Origin of the sequence: Clostridium lamae, from assembly GCF_033043255.1 — a bacterium.
Classification (GTDB): domain Bacteria; phylum Bacillota; class Clostridia; order Clostridiales; family Clostridiaceae; genus Clostridium; species Clostridium lamae.
The window spans coordinates 1-15,024 of sequence record NZ_JASCQJ010000062.1 but is presented as its reverse complement, the minus strand read 5'-3'; the positions used below and the strand labels follow the sequence as shown (position 1 = coordinate 15,024).

The following is a 15,024-nucleotide window of genomic DNA, read 5'->3' as shown; positions in this document are numbered from 1 at the left end:
TTCAGAACAACAGACGTTACTGGATCAATCAAATTACCAGAAGGTATGGAAATGGTTATGCCAGGAGACCACATCGACATGAACGTTGAATTAATCACAAGAGTTGCTATGGACGAAGGATTAAGATTCGCTATTAGAGAAGGTGGAAGAACTGTAGGTTCAGGAGTTGTTACTACAATAGTAGAATAGTAATAGACAAATAAGCATTACATAGGGCTGGGTTTGATTACCTAGTCCTTTGTAAGGCTGATATATTGACATAATAGCTATTTTGTGATAATGTGTTTAAGTAATTAACGAAAACAATTAACATAAAGTAGTAGATTTTTATATTATTTACGGTAAACTGGAGGTGCAGACTGTGAGAGTAAAGGTAACTTTAGCGTGCACAGAGTGTAAGCAAAGAAATTACAATTCAATGAAAAATAAAAAGAATAACCCAGACAGATTAGAAATGCATAAATACTGCAAATTCTGCAAAAAACATACACTTCATAAAGAAACGAAGTAATTAGCTGATTAGTTATTGACATATACTCACAATGATTAAGGATGTGAAGTAATGGCTATTAAGGAAAATGTGAATTTAACAAAACAATCACCAAAAAAAGGTGGAATATTAAAATTTTTTAGAGAGCTAAAAGCAGAAGTTAAAAGAATAACATGGCCTTCTAAAAATGAAACTAAAAAAGCGTTAATTGCAGTTGGCGTAGTTGTACTAATATATATTGTATTAGTAGGTGGGTTAGATTATATTTTTCAAAACCTCTTTGGATTCTTTTTAAAATTAAAATAAAAGGAGGTTTAGGCGATTATTGCCTATAAGAAAATATGAGCGAAAGAGCAAGATGGTATGTTGTACACACATACTCAGGCTACGAAAACAAAGTTAAGGCAAATCTTGAAAAAACCATTGAAAATAGAAATCTTCAAAGCTTGTTGCAAGACATTCAAGTGCCGATGGAAGAAGTCATAGAAGAGAAAGATGGGAAACAAAAGATTTCTCTAAAAAAGAAGTTTCCTGGATATGTGTTAGTGAAAATGCTAATGACTGATGAGTCATGGTATGTGGTTAGAAACACAAGGGGTGTAACAGGTTTTGTTGGCCCAGCTTCTAAACCAGTTCCCCTAACTGATGAGGAAATTGAATCTATGGGAGTTAAAGAAGCACCTGTAGAAATAGATTTAGAAGTAGGGGAAAGTGTAAGAGTTATCTCAGGGCCATTAAGAGAATTTGTGGCTACGATTCAAGAGATAAATCTAGAAAAACGCAAAGTTAAAGCGTTAATTGATATGTTTGGCAGAGAAACTCTGGCTGAACTAGATTTTACACAAGTTGAAAAATTAGTTTAATATAAGCTAATGTTTTAATAAAGTGGGAGGACAGAAGTCCGTATTACCACAGTATAGGAGGAATATTAACATGGCTAAGAAAGTAACAGGAATGATTAAACTTCAACTTCCTGCAGGTAAGGCGACACCAGCACCACCAGTAGGACCAGCATTAGGTCAACATGGTGTTAATATTATGGGATTCTGTAAGGAGTTTAATGCGAAGACTGCTAACCAAGCTGGATTAATAATACCAGTTGTAATAACAGTTTACCAAGATAGATCTTTTAGTTTTATACTAAAAACACCACCAGCAGCAGTTCTTATAAAGAAGGAATTAGGAATCGAAAGTGGTTCAGGCGTTCCAAACAGAACTAAAGTTGGTAAAATAACAAAAGATCAAATCAGAAAAATTGCTGAGTTAAAGATGCCTGACTTAAATGCAGCAAATATCGAAACTGCTATGAGCATGATCGAAGGTACTGCTAGAAGTATGGGAGTAACTGTTGAAGAGTAATTCGTAAAAAAGTGGGAGGTAAAAACCGTTAATACCACAGAGGAGGCAAATTATGGGAAAGAATTATATTGAAAGTGCAAAATTAATAGATAAGAGTGCATTATACACTCCATCTGAAGCTTTAGATTTAGCTGTAAAAACTGCTAAAGCTAAGTTTGATGAAACTATAGAACTACATGTTAGATTAGGGGTAGACCCAAGACATGCAGATCAACAAGTTAGAGGAGCTGTTGTTCTTCCAAACGGAACAGGTAGAACAGTAAGAGTTTTAGTTTTTGCTAAGGGAGAAAAGGCAAAGGAAGCTCAAGAAGCAGGAGCAGATTTTGTTGGAGCTGAAGAGTTAGTACAAAAGATTCAAAGTGAAAACTGGTTTGATTATGATGTAGTTGTTGCTACACCAGATATGATGGGTGTTGTAGGTAGAATCGGTAGAGTTTTAGGACCTAAGGGATTAATGCCAAACCCAAAATCAGGAACTGTAACATTTGATGTTGCTAAAGCTATAGCTGAAATCAAAGCTGGTAAGGTTGAATATAGAGTTGACAAGACTGCTATAGTTCACTGCCCAATAGGTAAGAAGTCATTCGGAGTTGAAAAACTACAAGAAAACTTCCGTGCTTTAATGGAAGCTTTAATAAAAGCTAAACCAGCAGCTGCTAAGGGACAATACATTAAGTCTGTATCAGTTTCAAGCACTATGGGACCAGGAGCTAAAGTTAACCCAACAAAAGTTATAGATTAGTATTGACATATGTAAGTTTATATAATATAATATTTACTGTTGTTAAAAAAGAATACTGATTCCAAAGACAGTAGGTGCCGAAAGGTTTAAATAATTGCCTACCGAGGAATACCGAGGTAAGTAATTATTTTTGGTCTTCCTATGTCTATGGGAAGGCCTTTATTAATATAAAATTGCAGTTAAAAACTGTGAGGAGGTGGACACACAGTGATAAAGAAGAATAGACAAATTAAAGAAGCTAAAGTAGCTGAAATAAAAGAAAAGTTAGAAAAAGCTCAAGCAGTTGTTCTAGCAAACTATCAAGGTTTAACAGTTGAAGAAGATACAGCTTTAAGAAAAAGCTTAAGAGAAGCAGGTGTTGAATACAAAGTTTATAAAAACAACTTAGTTGTGTTAGCTGCTAACGAATTAGGAATCAATGGTCTAGATGAATACTTAGAAGGACCGGTTTCAATAGCATTTGGTTATGAAGATGCTACTGCTCCAGCAAGAGTATTACATACATTTGCTAAGGATCATAAGAAATTAGAATTAAAAGCAGGTATGGTAGATGGTACTGTTTATAATAAAGAAGAAGTTGAAAAACTTGCTACAATACCATCAAAGGAAGTTCTTATTGCAAAACTTCTTGGAAGCTTCAAGGCTCCATTATCAAACCTTGCGTATTTATTAAATGCAATTAAAGAGAAAAAAGAATCAGAGTCAGCTGAATAATAACTGATAAAAATTTGGAGGTGCAATTAAAATGACAAGAGAAGATATAATTCAAGCTATAAAAGAAATGACTGTTTTAGAATTAAACGAGCTAGTTACAGCTTGTGAAGAAGAATTTGGTGTAAGCGCTGCTGCTCCAGTAGCGGTTGCAGGTGCTGTTGCAGGTGGTGCTGCTGCTGCAGAAGAAAAAACTGAATTTGATGTAGTATTAGCTAACGCTGGTGCTCAAAAGATCAAAGTAATTAAAGTAGTAAGAGAATTAACAGGATTAGGATTAAAGGAAGCTAAGGAAATAGTTGACGGAGCTCCTAAGACAATTAAAGAAGGCGTTTCAAAAGAAGAAGCAGAAGATATGAAAGCTAAATTAGCTGAAGTTGGAGCTGAAGTAGAAGTTAAGTAATTAACTTTATAAATAAAAAGGTGCTATTATAGCACCTTTTTAATTGCTTAAATGAAGCTATATAAAATATCATATTCCTGGGATACTTTATATAGTTTCATATCTAATGTGTAAAGTTGTAAAAAAAGATTGACATAAGTTAATTATAAAATAATTGACAATAAAGTTATAATGTGATAGTATCAATAAATGTACTATTCATTATGGATAGGTATATATTCATATGAAAAAAATGTATAACCACTTGAAATATGGTTATACTAATTAGTGATGTTGTCCGAAAACACAAAGTCCCTAGGGAAAGTGTGTTTTTGGTTATTTTAGTTTTATACAAGGGGTGAAAATTCATGGTACATCCTGTCCAAGTTGGAAAAAGAACTAGAATGAGTTTTGGTAAGGTTAAAGATGTAACAGAAATGCCAAATCTTATTGAGGTACAGTTAGATTCATATCAATGGTTTTTAAGGGAAGGTCTTCATGAAGTATTTGATGACATTAACCCGATAACAAATTTCACAGGCAATCTTGTTCTTGAATTTGTTGACTACAAACTTGATATGGATAACATTAAGTATTCTGTGGAGGAGTGTAAAGAGAGAGATTCAACTTATGCTGCACCACTAAAGGTTTCTGTAAGGTTACAAAATAATGAAACTGGAGAAATCAAAGAACAAGAAGTATTTATGGGTGATTTTCCATTAATGACTGAACAAGGAACTTTCATCATAAACGGTGCTGAAAGAGTAATAGTAAGTCAGCTAGTAAGATCACCAGGAGTTTATTACAGTTTTAATGTTGATAAAACTGGGAAAAAATTATACTCATCTACAGTTATTCCAAATAGAGGAGCATGGTTAGAATATGAAACTGATTCTAACGATATTATCTATGTAAGAATAGATAAAACAAGAAAACTTCCTATATCTATTTTAGCAAGAGCAATGGGATTTGGAAGTGATCAAGAACTTTTAGACTATTTTGGAGAAGATGAAAGATTTAAAGCGACAATAGAAAAAGATAATACTAAAACTAAGGAAGAAGCCTTATTAGAAATATATAAAAGGCTAAGACCAGGTGAGCCACCTACAGTTGATAGCGCTATATCTCTTATTGACTCATTATTCTTCGACGCAAAAAGATATGACTTATCTAGAGTTGGTAGATATAAGTTTAATAAAAAATTATCATTAAACTTAAGATTAGTCAATCAAATTGCTGCAACAGATATAGTTAATCCACAAACTGGAGAAATTATAGTTGAACAAGGGAAGAAAATTAGTAGATCATTAGCAGAAGAAATACAAAATGTTGGAATAAATTCTGTTGATATTTTAGTAGAAGATAAGGTGGTTAGAGTAATAGGTAATCACTTTGTTGACATAAAGAATTTTATATCATTTGATATAAAAGATTTAAATATCAAGGAATATGTTCACTATCCAACACTGAAAGAAATATTAGATAACTATGATGATGAGCAAACTATTAAAGAAGAGATTAAGAAAAATATAAATAGACTTATTCCTAAACATATTGTTAAAGATGATATATTTGCAACTATAAGCTATGAGTTAGGATTGGCTTACGGAGTAGGTTATGTTGACGATATAGATCATTTAGGTAATAGAAGAATAAGATCAGTTGGAGAGTTGCTACAAAATCAATTTAGAATTGGTTTATCAAGAATGGAAAGAGTAGTTAAAGAAAGAATGACTATTCAAGATCAAGAAGCTATAACTCCTCAAATGTTAATTAACATTAGACCGGTTGCAGCTGCGATAAAAGAATTCTTCGGTAGCTCACAATTATCACAGTTCATGGATCAAGTAAATCCACTTTCAGAGTTAACACATAAAAGAAGATTATCAGCTTTAGGACCTGGAGGTCTTTCAAGAGAAAGAGCTGGTTTTGAAGTAAGAGACGTTCACCATTCACATTATGGTAGAATGTGTCCAATCGAAACGCCTGAAGGACCAAACATAGGTCTTATTAACTCTTTAGCAACTTATGCTAAAGTAAATGAATATGGATTTATCGAGACACCATATAGGGTTGTTGATAAAGAAAAAGGAATAATAACTGATGAAATAAGATATTTCACAGCTGATGAAGAAGATTTATATCTTGTTGCTCAAGCTCATGAACCTATTAGTGAAGATAGAAAGTTTGTCGATAGCAGAGTTACTGTTAGAAGCAAACATGATATTTTAGTTGTAAATGCTGAAGAAGTAGATTTAATAGACGTATCTCCAAGACAAATTGTATCAGTAGCTACTGCTATGATTCCATTCCTTGAAAATGATGATGCTTCAAGAGCGCTGATGGGATCAAACATGCAACGTCAAGCAGTTCCTCTATTAAAGCCACAAGCTCCGATAGTAGGTACTGGAATAGAATTTAAAGCAGCTGTAGATTCTGGAGTGCTTCCAAAGGCTAGAAATGCTGGGAAGGTTGTTTATGTAAGTTCTAATGAGATAAGAATCAAGAGAGATGTAGATGGTGGTATAGACACTTATAAGCTTCTTAAATTTAAAAGAAGTAACCAAGGTACATGTATAAATCAAAGACCTTTAGTTGATAAGGGTGAAATAGTATTTAAGAACCAGGTATTAGGTGATGGACCATCCACTGATTTAGGTGAAATAGCATTAGGTAAGAACATTAGAATGGGATTCATTACTTGGGAAGGTTATAACTACGAAGATGCTATGCTTATTTCTGAAGAACTAGTTAGAGAAGATGTATTTACTTCAATTCATATTGAAGAATATGAATGTGAAGCAAGAGATACTAAATTAGGACCAGAAGAAATAACAAGAGATATTCCTAATGTAAGTGAAGATGCATTAAAAGATATAGATGACAGAGGTATAATAAGAATAGGAGCTGAAGTTAGATCAGGTGATATTCTTGTAGGTAAAGTTACACCTAAAGGAGAAACTGAATTAACTGCAGAAGAAAGACTTTTAAGAGCGATATTCGGTGAAAAAGCTAGAGAAGTAAGGGACACTTCATTAAGAGTTCCTCATGGTGAAGCTGGTATAATCGTTGATGTAAAAGTATTTACTAGAGAAAATGGGGATGAACTAAACCCAGGAGTTAATGAACTAGTAAGATGCTATATAGCTCAAAAGAGAAAAATATCTGTTGGAGATAAAATGGCTGGACGTCATGGTAATAAAGGGGTTATATCAAGAGTTCTTCCAGAAGAAGATATGCCATTTTTACCTGATGGAAGACCACTACAAATATGTTTAAATCCTCTAGGGGTTCCGTCTCGTATGAACATCGGTCAGGTACTAGAAGTTCACTTGGGATGGGCAGCAAGTCAATTAGGATGGCATATAGCTACTCCTGTATTTGATGGAGCTACAGAAAAAGACATTGAAGACTGCTTAGAAAAAGCAGGTTATAATGCAAATGGTAAAACTGTTTTATATGATGGTAGAACAGGTGAAGCATTTGATAATGAAGTAACTGTTGGGATAATGTATATCTTAAAATTGGCTCACTTAGTTGATGATAAGATTCACGCAAGATCAACAGGGCCATATTCATTAGTAACTCAACAACCTCTTGGTGGTAAGGCACAATTCGGTGGTCAAAGATTTGGAGAAATGGAAGTTTGGGCATTGGAAGCATACGGTGCTGCACATACACTACAAGAAATATTAACTGTTAAATCAGATGATGTTGTAGGTAGAGTTAAGACTTATGAAGCTATTGTTAAGGGCGAAAATATTCCGGAACCAGGAGTTCCAGAATCATTTAAAGTTCTTATAAAAGAACTTCAAGCTCTTTGCTTAGATGTTAAAGTGTTAAATGAAGAAAACCAAGAAGTCAAACTTAAGGATTTTGCTGAAGAAGATATGGAAGAATTAGAAGTTAACATTGAAGGAACTGAAGATGTGGTTTCTGAGGATGTGAATATAGATGATAGCTATACAATGCTAGAAGAGGAAGTTGAAGAAGAAGTAGAGTTTGATAACTTTGCATTAGATGGCTTCCACGAAGAAGACTTAGAACTTGATGATTTTGTAAATGATGAACATTAATTTTGAAGGGAGGATGTACCCTTGTTTGAATTGAATAATTTTGACGCTATACAAATAGGTTTAGCCTCACCAGATCAAATAAGAGAATGGTCAAGAGGTGAAGTTAAAAAACCTGAGACAATAAACTATAGAACCTTAAAACCGGAAAGAGATGGTTTATTCTGCGAAAGAATTTTTGGACCTATTAAGGACTGGGAATGTCATTGTGGTAAATACAAGAGAGTAAGATATAAGGGAATAGTTTGTGATAGATGTGGAGTTGAAGTAACTAAAGCTAAAGTGAGAAGAGAAAGAATGGGGCATATTGAATTAGCTGCCCCGGTTTCTCACATTTGGTACTTCAAAGGAATTCCATCAAGAATGGGATTACTTTTAGATATGTCTCCAAGAGCTTTAGAAAAAATATTATACTTTGCTTCATATGTTGTTATAGATCCTAAAGAGACTCCATTACTTAAGAAACAACTTCTTAATGAAAAAGAATATAGAGAAGCTGTGGATAAATATGGTGAAGAGAGCTTTGTTGCTGGAATGGGAGCAGAAGCAGTTCAAGAATTACTTGGAGAAATTGATTTAGTATCACAATCAAGAGATCTTAAAGAAGAATTAAAAATAAGCACTGGACAAAAGAAAGTAAGAATAATAAGAAGATTGGAAGTAGTTGAATCTTTTAGAAAATCAGGAAATGACCCAAGATGGATGGTTATAAATGTTATTCCTGTAATTCCTCCTGATTTGAGACCAATGGTTCAATTGGATGGTGGAAGATTTGCGACTTCAGACTTAAATGATTTATATAGAAGAGTTATTAATAGAAATAACAGATTAAAGAAACTATTAGATCTAGGTGCACCAGATATCATTGTTAGAAATGAAAAAAGAATGCTTCAAGAAGCTGTTGATGCACTTATAGATAATGGTAGAAGAGGAAGACCAGTTACAGGACCTGGAAATAGACCTCTTAAATCATTGTCAGATATGTTAAAGGGTAAACAAGGTAGATTTAGACAAAACTTACTAGGTAAGAGAGTTGATTATTCAGGTAGATCAGTTATAGTTGTTGGACCGGAATTAAAGATGTACCAATGTGGACTTCCTAAAGAAATGGCTTTAGAATTATTTAAACCATTTATAATGAAGAAGTTGGTTGAAGATGGCGTAGCTCATAATATTAAGAGCGCTAAGAGAATGGTTGAAAGAGTAAATAATCAAGTATGGGATGTACTTGAAGAAGTTATTACTGATCATCCTGTATTATTAAACCGTGCGCCTACTCTACATAGACTTGGTATTCAAGCTTTCCAACCAGTTTTAGTAGAAGGAAGAGCTATAAAACTACATCCATTAGTATGTACTGCATATAATGCTGACTTTGATGGAGACCAAATGGCTGTTCACGTTCCATTATCAGTAGAAGCTCAAGCAGAAGCTAGATTTTTAATGCTAGCTGCTGGAAATATAATGAAACCATCAGATGGTAAACCAGTTTGTGTACCTACACAAGATATGGTTCTAGGTTCATATTATTTAACTATGGATAAGTCAGGAGCTAAAGGAGAAGGGAAAGTATTTGCTTCTAAAGACGAAGCTATAATGGCTTATGAAGTAGGAGAAATTGCCATTCATGCTGAAATAAAAGTAAGAATGTTTAAAGAAATTAATGGAGATATAAAATCAGGAATTATTACTACTACCGTTGGTAAGATAATATTTAATGAATCTATACCTCAAGATTTAGGTTTTGTTAATAGAGAAAATAAAAATGAAGAGTTTAACTTGGAAGTTGATTTCTTAATAACAAAGAAGACATTAGGGAAATTGATAGATAAATGTTATACCGTTCATGGTCCTACAAATACTTCTATAATGTTAGATAAAATAAAAGCATTAGGATATCACTATTCTTCAATTGGTGCTGTAACAGTAGCAGCTTCAGATATGATAGTGCCTGATGCAAAATACAAACTTCTTAAAGAAGCTGATGAAACAGTTGAAAAAATTGAGAAGATGTATAAGAGAGGTTTCATATCAGAAGAAGAAAGATATGAAAGAGTTATAGAAAAATGGACTAAGACGACAGAAGATGTCGCTGATGCACTTATGGATAGCTTGGATAAATTCAATCCAATATTCATGATGGCTGACTCTGGAGCCAGAGGTTCTAAATCTCAGATTAAGCAATTAGCAGGTATGAGAGGACTTATGGCAAGTCCTACTGGTAAGATCATAGAATTACCAATCAGAGCTTCATTTAGAGAAGGACTTGAAGTATTAGAATACTTTATTTCTACTCACGGAGCTAGAAAGGGTAATGCCGATACAGCGCTTAAGACTGCTGACTCAGGATATTTAACAAGAAGACTTGTTGATGTATCACAAGATGTTATAGTAAGAGAAGTAGATTGTGGTACAACAGAAGGTATTTATGTTTCAGAAATTAAAGAAGGTAATGAAGCAATCGAAGGATTAGCTGAAAGACTTTATGGTAGATATACAGCTGAACCAATAATTCATCCAGAATCTGGAGAGGTTATGGTAGAGGCTGACGAATATATGGATTTAGATACTGCAGAAAAAGTTGCAGCTACTGGAATTAAAAAGGTTAAAATTAGATCCGTATTCACATGTAAATGTAAAGTTGGGGTATGTTCTAAATGTTATGGTATGAACATGGCAACAGCACAAAAGATAACTATAGGGGAAGCGGTTGGAATAATAGCAGCTCAATCAATCGGAGAACCTGGTACTCAGCTTACAATGAGAACATTCCACACAGGGGGAGTTGTTGGAGCCGATATCACTCAAGGTCTTCCAAGAGTTGAAGAGTTATTTGAAGCTAGAAAACCAAAAGGTTTAGCTATAGTAAGTGAAATTTCAGGAACAGTAAGAGTTGAAGAAACTAAAAAGAAGAGAACTGTTTTTGTAGTTTCTGAAGATGGAGAAGAAAGAAGTTATGAAATACCATTTGGTTCAAGATTAAAGGTATCAGATGACGATATTATTGAAGCTGGTGATGAGATTACTGAAGGTTCAGTAAACCCACATGACATAGCAGCTATTAAAGGTATAGATGGAGCTAGAAAATATCTATTATCAGAAGTTCAAAAGGTTTATAGATTACAAGGTGTTGATATAAACGATAAGCACTTAGAAGTAGTTGTTAGACAAATGACAAGAAAAGTTAAAGTTTTAGATTCAGGTGATACTGATCTATTACCAGGAACTATGATAGATATGTTTGACTTTGAAGAAGAAAATGCAAGAGTAAGAGAGTTTGGTGGAGAAGAAGCTAAAGGAGAGCAATCTTTACTTGGTATAACCAAGGCTGCTTTAGCAACAGATAGTTTCCTATCAGCAGCTTCATTCCAAGAAACAACTAGAGTTCTTACTGAAGCAGCAATAAAAGGTAAGGTGGATCCGTTAGTAGGGTTGAAAGAAAATGTTATTATTGGTAAGTTAATACCAGCTGGAACTGGAATGGTTAGATATAGAAATCTAAAGCTAGACGTTGAGGATGTTCCGGTAGATAATGAAGTTTTAGATTCAATTGAATAATGGAATGCAATTTTATTGACATGTGTATTCTTAAATGATAAAATACGAATTGTGTGATTTTTGAAATACACTACAATATGATTGTCTACATGTGTTCATGGAGGCAAAGTCATAAGCTCTGCCTCTATGACACTTTATATAATATTACTAAAATGTTAGATGAATATTGTAGCTGAGTATTCAAAAATTATATTCAATATATATAGATTTTTTTATTATAAAAAATGAAAAAATTTATAGTAATATTATGTTTAACATAAATTAATATATTATTTATGTTAATCTATAAAAATGCTTTTATCTTAAATATTAGATATATAGATAAAAAAAATTTCAGGAGGTGAAAAAATGCCAACTATTAGCCAATTAGTAAGAAAAGGCAGAAAAACTGTTATCAACAAGTCAACAGCACCAGCACTTAATGAGTGTCCACAAAGAAGAGGGGTTTGTACAGTTGTTAAAACAACTACTCCTAAGAAGCCTAACTCAGCGTTAAGAAAAATCGCAAGAGTAAGACTTACAAATGGATTCGAAGTAACTGCATACATTGGTGGTGTAGGACACAACTTACAAGAGCACAGTGTTGTTCTTATAAGAGGTGGTAGAGTTAAGGACCTTCCTGGTGTTAGATACCATATCGTAAGAGGAGCACTTGATTGTGCTGGAGTAGCTAACAGAATGCAAGGAAGATCAAAGTACGGTGCTAAAAAGCCGAAGGCAAAAAAGTAGTTTAAATATTAAACTACACTAGTGCTTGTCTTCAGCATTTACATAGATTTATAAATTAAGTTTATATAGATGAAGGGGCGAAGCACTTTACGGCAATATTTATTGCTGAGTACCAATGAACTTAAATTTATCATGTTAAGGAGGGAAGAAAAGTGCCAAGAAAAGGACATATCGCAAAAAGAGATGTATTACCAGATCCAATATACAATTCAAAGGTTGTTGCTAAATTAATAAACAACGTTATGGAAGATGGTAAAAAAGGAGTAGCACAAAGAATATGCTACGACGCGTTTGAAATAGTGGCGCAAAAAACAGGCAAAGATGCTTTAGAAGTATTTGAAGAAGCTATGAACAATGTAATGCCTTTATTAGAAGTTAAAGCTAGAAGAATAGGTGGTGCGAACTACCAAGTTCCTATAGAAGTTAGAGCTGAAAGAAGACAGACTTTAGGTCTTAGATGGCTTTTAGATGCTTCAAGAAAAAGAGGCGAAAAGGTAATGGCTCAAAGATTAGCTGGAGAACTAATGGATGCAGCTAATAATACTGGAGCAGCTGTTAAAAAGAGAGAAGATACTCATAAGATGGCTGAAGCAAATAAGGCATTTGCTCATTACAGATACTAAAAAACAAACTGTTTTGGAGTTTTGCCAAAACAGTTTTGTCGAATTTAAAATTACTCGTTGAGAGGAGGACTACAGATGGCAAGAAAATATCCGTTAGACAAATTCCGTAATTTCGGTATAATGGCTCATATAGATGCTGGTAAAACTACAACTACTGAGCGTATACTATTCTATACAGGAAGAAGTCATAAAATAGGAGAAGTTCATGAAGGTGCAGCTACAATGGACTGGATGGTTCAAGAGCAAGAAAGAGGTATAACAATCACTTCTGCTGCAACTACTTGTGAATGGAAAGGTCACGAATTAAATATAATAGATACTCCAGGTCACGTAGACTTCACAGTAGAAGTTGAAAGATCTTTAAGAGTACTAGATGGAGCTGTTACAGTTCTAGATGCAAAGAGTGGTGTTGAACCACAAACTGAAACAGTTTGGAGACAGGCAGATAAGTACGGTGTTCCAAGAATGATATACGTTAATAAGATGGATGCTACAGGAGCGGATTTCTTTAGATGTATAAACACTGTAAGAGATAGATTAAAAGCTAATGCCGTTCCAATACAAATCCCAGTTGGATCAGAAGATCAATTTAAGGGAATGATAGACTTAATAACTAACAAGGCTATTATGTTCTATGATGATTTAGGAAAAGATGTTAGAGAAGAAGAAATTCCAGCAGATTTAGCAGATCAAGCTGAAGAGTACAGAATGGCTATGATTGAAGCGATAGCTGAAACTGATGAAGAATTAATGGAAAAGTATCTTGAAGGAGAAGAATTAACTGTAGATGAGTTAATGATTGCTTTAAGAAAAGCTACTATAGCTAATGAAATAGTTCCATGTATTTGTGGTTCATCATACAAGAATAAAGGTGTTCAACAAATGATTGATGGCGTTGTTGCATTCTTACCATCACCTTTAGATATTCCTGCTGTTAAGGGAATTTCATTAGAAGGTGAAGAAGATACTAGAGAAGCTTCAGATGAAGCGCCAATGTCAGCTTTAGCATTTAAGATAGCTACTGACCCATTCGTTGGAAAACTTGCATTTACAAGAATTTACTCAGGTGTTATGCAAAGTGGAACATATGTGTTAAATTCTACTAAGGGTAAGAAAGAAAGAATAGGAAGACTTGTTAAGATGCATGCTAATTCAAGAGAAGAAGTTGAAGCATTAGAAGCAGGTGAATTAGGAGCAATAATTGGATTAAAGAACACTACTACAGGGGATACTCTTTGTGTAGAAAATAATCCAATAATATTAGAAGCAATGGAATTCCCAGAACCAGTTATATCTGTTGCTATAGAGCCAAAGACAAAAGCTGGTCAAGAAAAGATGGGGTTAGCATTAGCTAAATTAGCTGAAGAAGATCCAACATTTAGAACACATACTGATCAAGAAACTGGTCAAACAATCATTGCAGGTATGGGTGAGCTTCACTTAGAAATCATAGTTGATAGATTAACTAGAGAATTCAAAGTTGAGTGTAACGTTGGTGCTCCTCAAGTTGCTTACAAAGAAACAATTAGAGCAGCTGTTAAAGCTGAAGCTAAATATGCGAAGCAATCAGGTGGTAAAGGACAATACGGACACTGTGTTATTGAAATGGAACCAACTGAAGGAGAATACACATTTGAAAATGCTATCGTTGGAGGAGCTATTCCTAGAGAATATATTCCAGCTATAGATAATGGTATCCAAGAAGCAGCTAAGAACGGTATAATAGCAGGATATGAAACTATTAACTTTAAAGTTAAATTAGTTCATGGATCATACCACGAAGTTGACTCATCTGAAATGGCGTTTAAGATAGCAGGATCTATGGCATTTAAAAATGCTATGGCAAAAGCTGATCCAGTATTACTTGAGCCAGTAGAAAAGGTAGAAGTTACAGTTCCAGAAGAATATATGGGAGATGTAATGGGAGATCTTAACTCAAGAAGAGGAAGAATTGAAGGTATGGAAGCTATAAATGGTGCTCAAATAATCAGAGCATTAGTTCCACTTTCAGAAATGTTTGGATATGCAACTACTTTAAGATCAAGAACTCAAGGTAGAGGAACTTACTCAATGGTATTTGATCGCTTCGAAGAAGTTCCAAAGAGCATTCAAGAAAAAATTAAAAGTGAAAGAAACTAATTCACTTTAGTTATAAATTCTAGTAATGTTGCTCATAATTTAATTATGGGTAGCATTACTACATGAAAATTTATATAAGTATAGAAAAATAGAATTAAATTAGATATAATAACTAGGAAGGTTATTATAATTTAATTTCTATAAAGGAGGATTTTACAATGGCAAAGCAAAAATTCGAAAGAAGTAAACCACACGTAAACATTGGAACAATCGGTCAC

The 15,024-nt window shown here is 33.8% G+C and carries 13 protein-coding genes and 1 other annotated feature; all 13 genes read left to right on the top strand.

The features are described 5' to 3' along the window. The coding region (locus tag QK892_RS17585) for an EF-Tu C-terminal domain-related protein (RefSeq protein ID WP_449508595.1) at positions 1 to 189 on the top strand (189 nt) is incomplete at its 5' end. Between the two features lie 172 nt (positions 190 to 361). After that, positions 362 to 511, top strand: a complete 150-nt coding sequence (gene rpmG / locus QK892_RS17580) for a 50S ribosomal protein L33 (protein WP_066889817.1) — start codon at positions 362 to 364, stop codon at positions 509 to 511. 51 nt (positions 512 to 562) lie between these two features. After that, on the top strand, positions 563 to 796 hold the full coding sequence (secE, locus tag QK892_RS17575) for a preprotein translocase subunit SecE (protein WP_317274847.1): 234 nt from the start codon (positions 563 to 565) through the stop codon (positions 794 to 796). A 35-nt stretch (positions 797 to 831) separates the two neighbouring features. Further along, the gene (gene nusG, locus QK892_RS17570; RefSeq protein ID WP_317274846.1) at positions 832 to 1,353 is read left to right on the top strand and encodes a transcription termination/antitermination protein NusG; all 522 of its coding nucleotides are present in this window, start codon (positions 832 to 834) and stop codon (positions 1,351 to 1,353) included. Between the two features lie 70 nt (positions 1,354 to 1,423). Further along, the gene (gene rplK / locus QK892_RS17565) at positions 1,424 to 1,849 is read left to right on the top strand and encodes a 50S ribosomal protein L11 (protein WP_317274845.1); all 426 of its coding nucleotides are present in this window, start codon (positions 1,424 to 1,426) and stop codon (positions 1,847 to 1,849) included. Between the two features lie 52 nt (positions 1,850 to 1,901). Continuing rightward, positions 1,902 to 2,591, top strand: coding sequence for a 50S ribosomal protein L1 (gene rplA, locus QK892_RS17560; RefSeq protein WP_317274844.1), 690 nt, complete (start codon positions 1,902 to 1,904; stop codon positions 2,589 to 2,591). Positions 2,592 to 2,634: 43 nt separating this feature from the next. Further along, positions 2,635 to 2,764, top strand: a sequence feature (ribosomal protein L10 leader region). Between the two features lie 37 nt (positions 2,765 to 2,801). Next, positions 2,802 to 3,305, top strand: coding sequence for a 50S ribosomal protein L10 (rplJ, locus tag QK892_RS17555; protein ID WP_317274848.1), 504 nt, complete (start codon positions 2,802 to 2,804; stop codon positions 3,303 to 3,305). 31 nt (positions 3,306 to 3,336) lie between these two features. Next, positions 3,337 to 3,705: a 50S ribosomal protein L7/L12 gene (gene rplL, locus QK892_RS17550; protein WP_291625457.1), complete on the top strand. Its 369-nt coding sequence runs from the start codon at positions 3,337 to 3,339 to the stop codon at positions 3,703 to 3,705. 347 nt (positions 3,706 to 4,052) lie between these two features. Continuing rightward, complete coding sequence (gene rpoB, locus QK892_RS17545; protein ID WP_317274843.1) at positions 4,053 to 7,760, top strand: DNA-directed RNA polymerase subunit beta; 3,708 nt, start codon at positions 4,053 to 4,055, stop codon at positions 7,758 to 7,760. Between the two features lie 21 nt (positions 7,761 to 7,781). After that, positions 7,782 to 11,315, top strand: a complete 3,534-nt coding sequence (gene rpoC, locus QK892_RS17540) for a DNA-directed RNA polymerase subunit beta' (RefSeq protein ID WP_317274842.1) — start codon at positions 7,782 to 7,784, stop codon at positions 11,313 to 11,315. A 348-nt stretch (positions 11,316 to 11,663) separates the two neighbouring features. Further along, on the top strand, positions 11,664 to 12,044 hold the full coding sequence (gene rpsL / locus QK892_RS17535) for a 30S ribosomal protein S12 (protein WP_008681201.1): 381 nt from the start codon (positions 11,664 to 11,666) through the stop codon (positions 12,042 to 12,044). Between the two features lie 152 nt (positions 12,045 to 12,196). Beyond that, positions 12,197 to 12,667 (top strand): 30S ribosomal protein S7, encoded by a 471-nt coding sequence (gene rpsG, locus QK892_RS17530; protein ID WP_317274841.1) that lies wholly within the window; start codon positions 12,197 to 12,199, stop codon positions 12,665 to 12,667. A gap of 75 nt (positions 12,668 to 12,742) precedes the next feature. After that, a complete protein-coding gene (gene fusA / locus QK892_RS17525) occupies positions 12,743 to 14,806 on the top strand; it encodes an elongation factor G (RefSeq protein ID WP_317274840.1) in 2,064 nt (687 codons plus the stop codon). Positions 14,807 to 15,024: the final 218 nt, after the last annotated feature.

What these genes read in the sequence shown, in the direction of transcription:
- nusG (WP_317274846.1), top strand. Translation starts at nt 832, where the DNA reads ATGAGCGAAAGAGCAAGATGGTATGTTGTACACACATACTCAGGCTAC.
- rplL (WP_291625457.1), top strand. Translation starts at nt 3,337, where the DNA reads ATGACAAGAGAAGATATAATTCAAGCTATAAAAGAAATGACTGTTTTA.
- rplA (WP_317274844.1), top strand. Translation starts at nt 1,902, where the DNA reads ATGGGAAAGAATTATATTGAAAGTGCAAAATTAATAGATAAGAGTGCA.
- rplK (WP_317274845.1), top strand. Translation starts at nt 1,424, where the DNA reads ATGGCTAAGAAAGTAACAGGAATGATTAAACTTCAACTTCCTGCAGGT.
- rpsL (WP_008681201.1), top strand. Translation starts at nt 11,664, where the DNA reads ATGCCAACTATTAGCCAATTAGTAAGAAAAGGCAGAAAAACTGTTATC.
- fusA (WP_317274840.1), top strand. Translation starts at nt 12,743, where the DNA reads ATGGCAAGAAAATATCCGTTAGACAAATTCCGTAATTTCGGTATAATG.
- secE (WP_317274847.1), top strand. Translation starts at nt 563, where the DNA reads ATGGCTATTAAGGAAAATGTGAATTTAACAAAACAATCACCAAAAAAA.
- rpoB (WP_317274843.1), top strand. Translation starts at nt 4,053, where the DNA reads ATGGTACATCCTGTCCAAGTTGGAAAAAGAACTAGAATGAGTTTTGGT.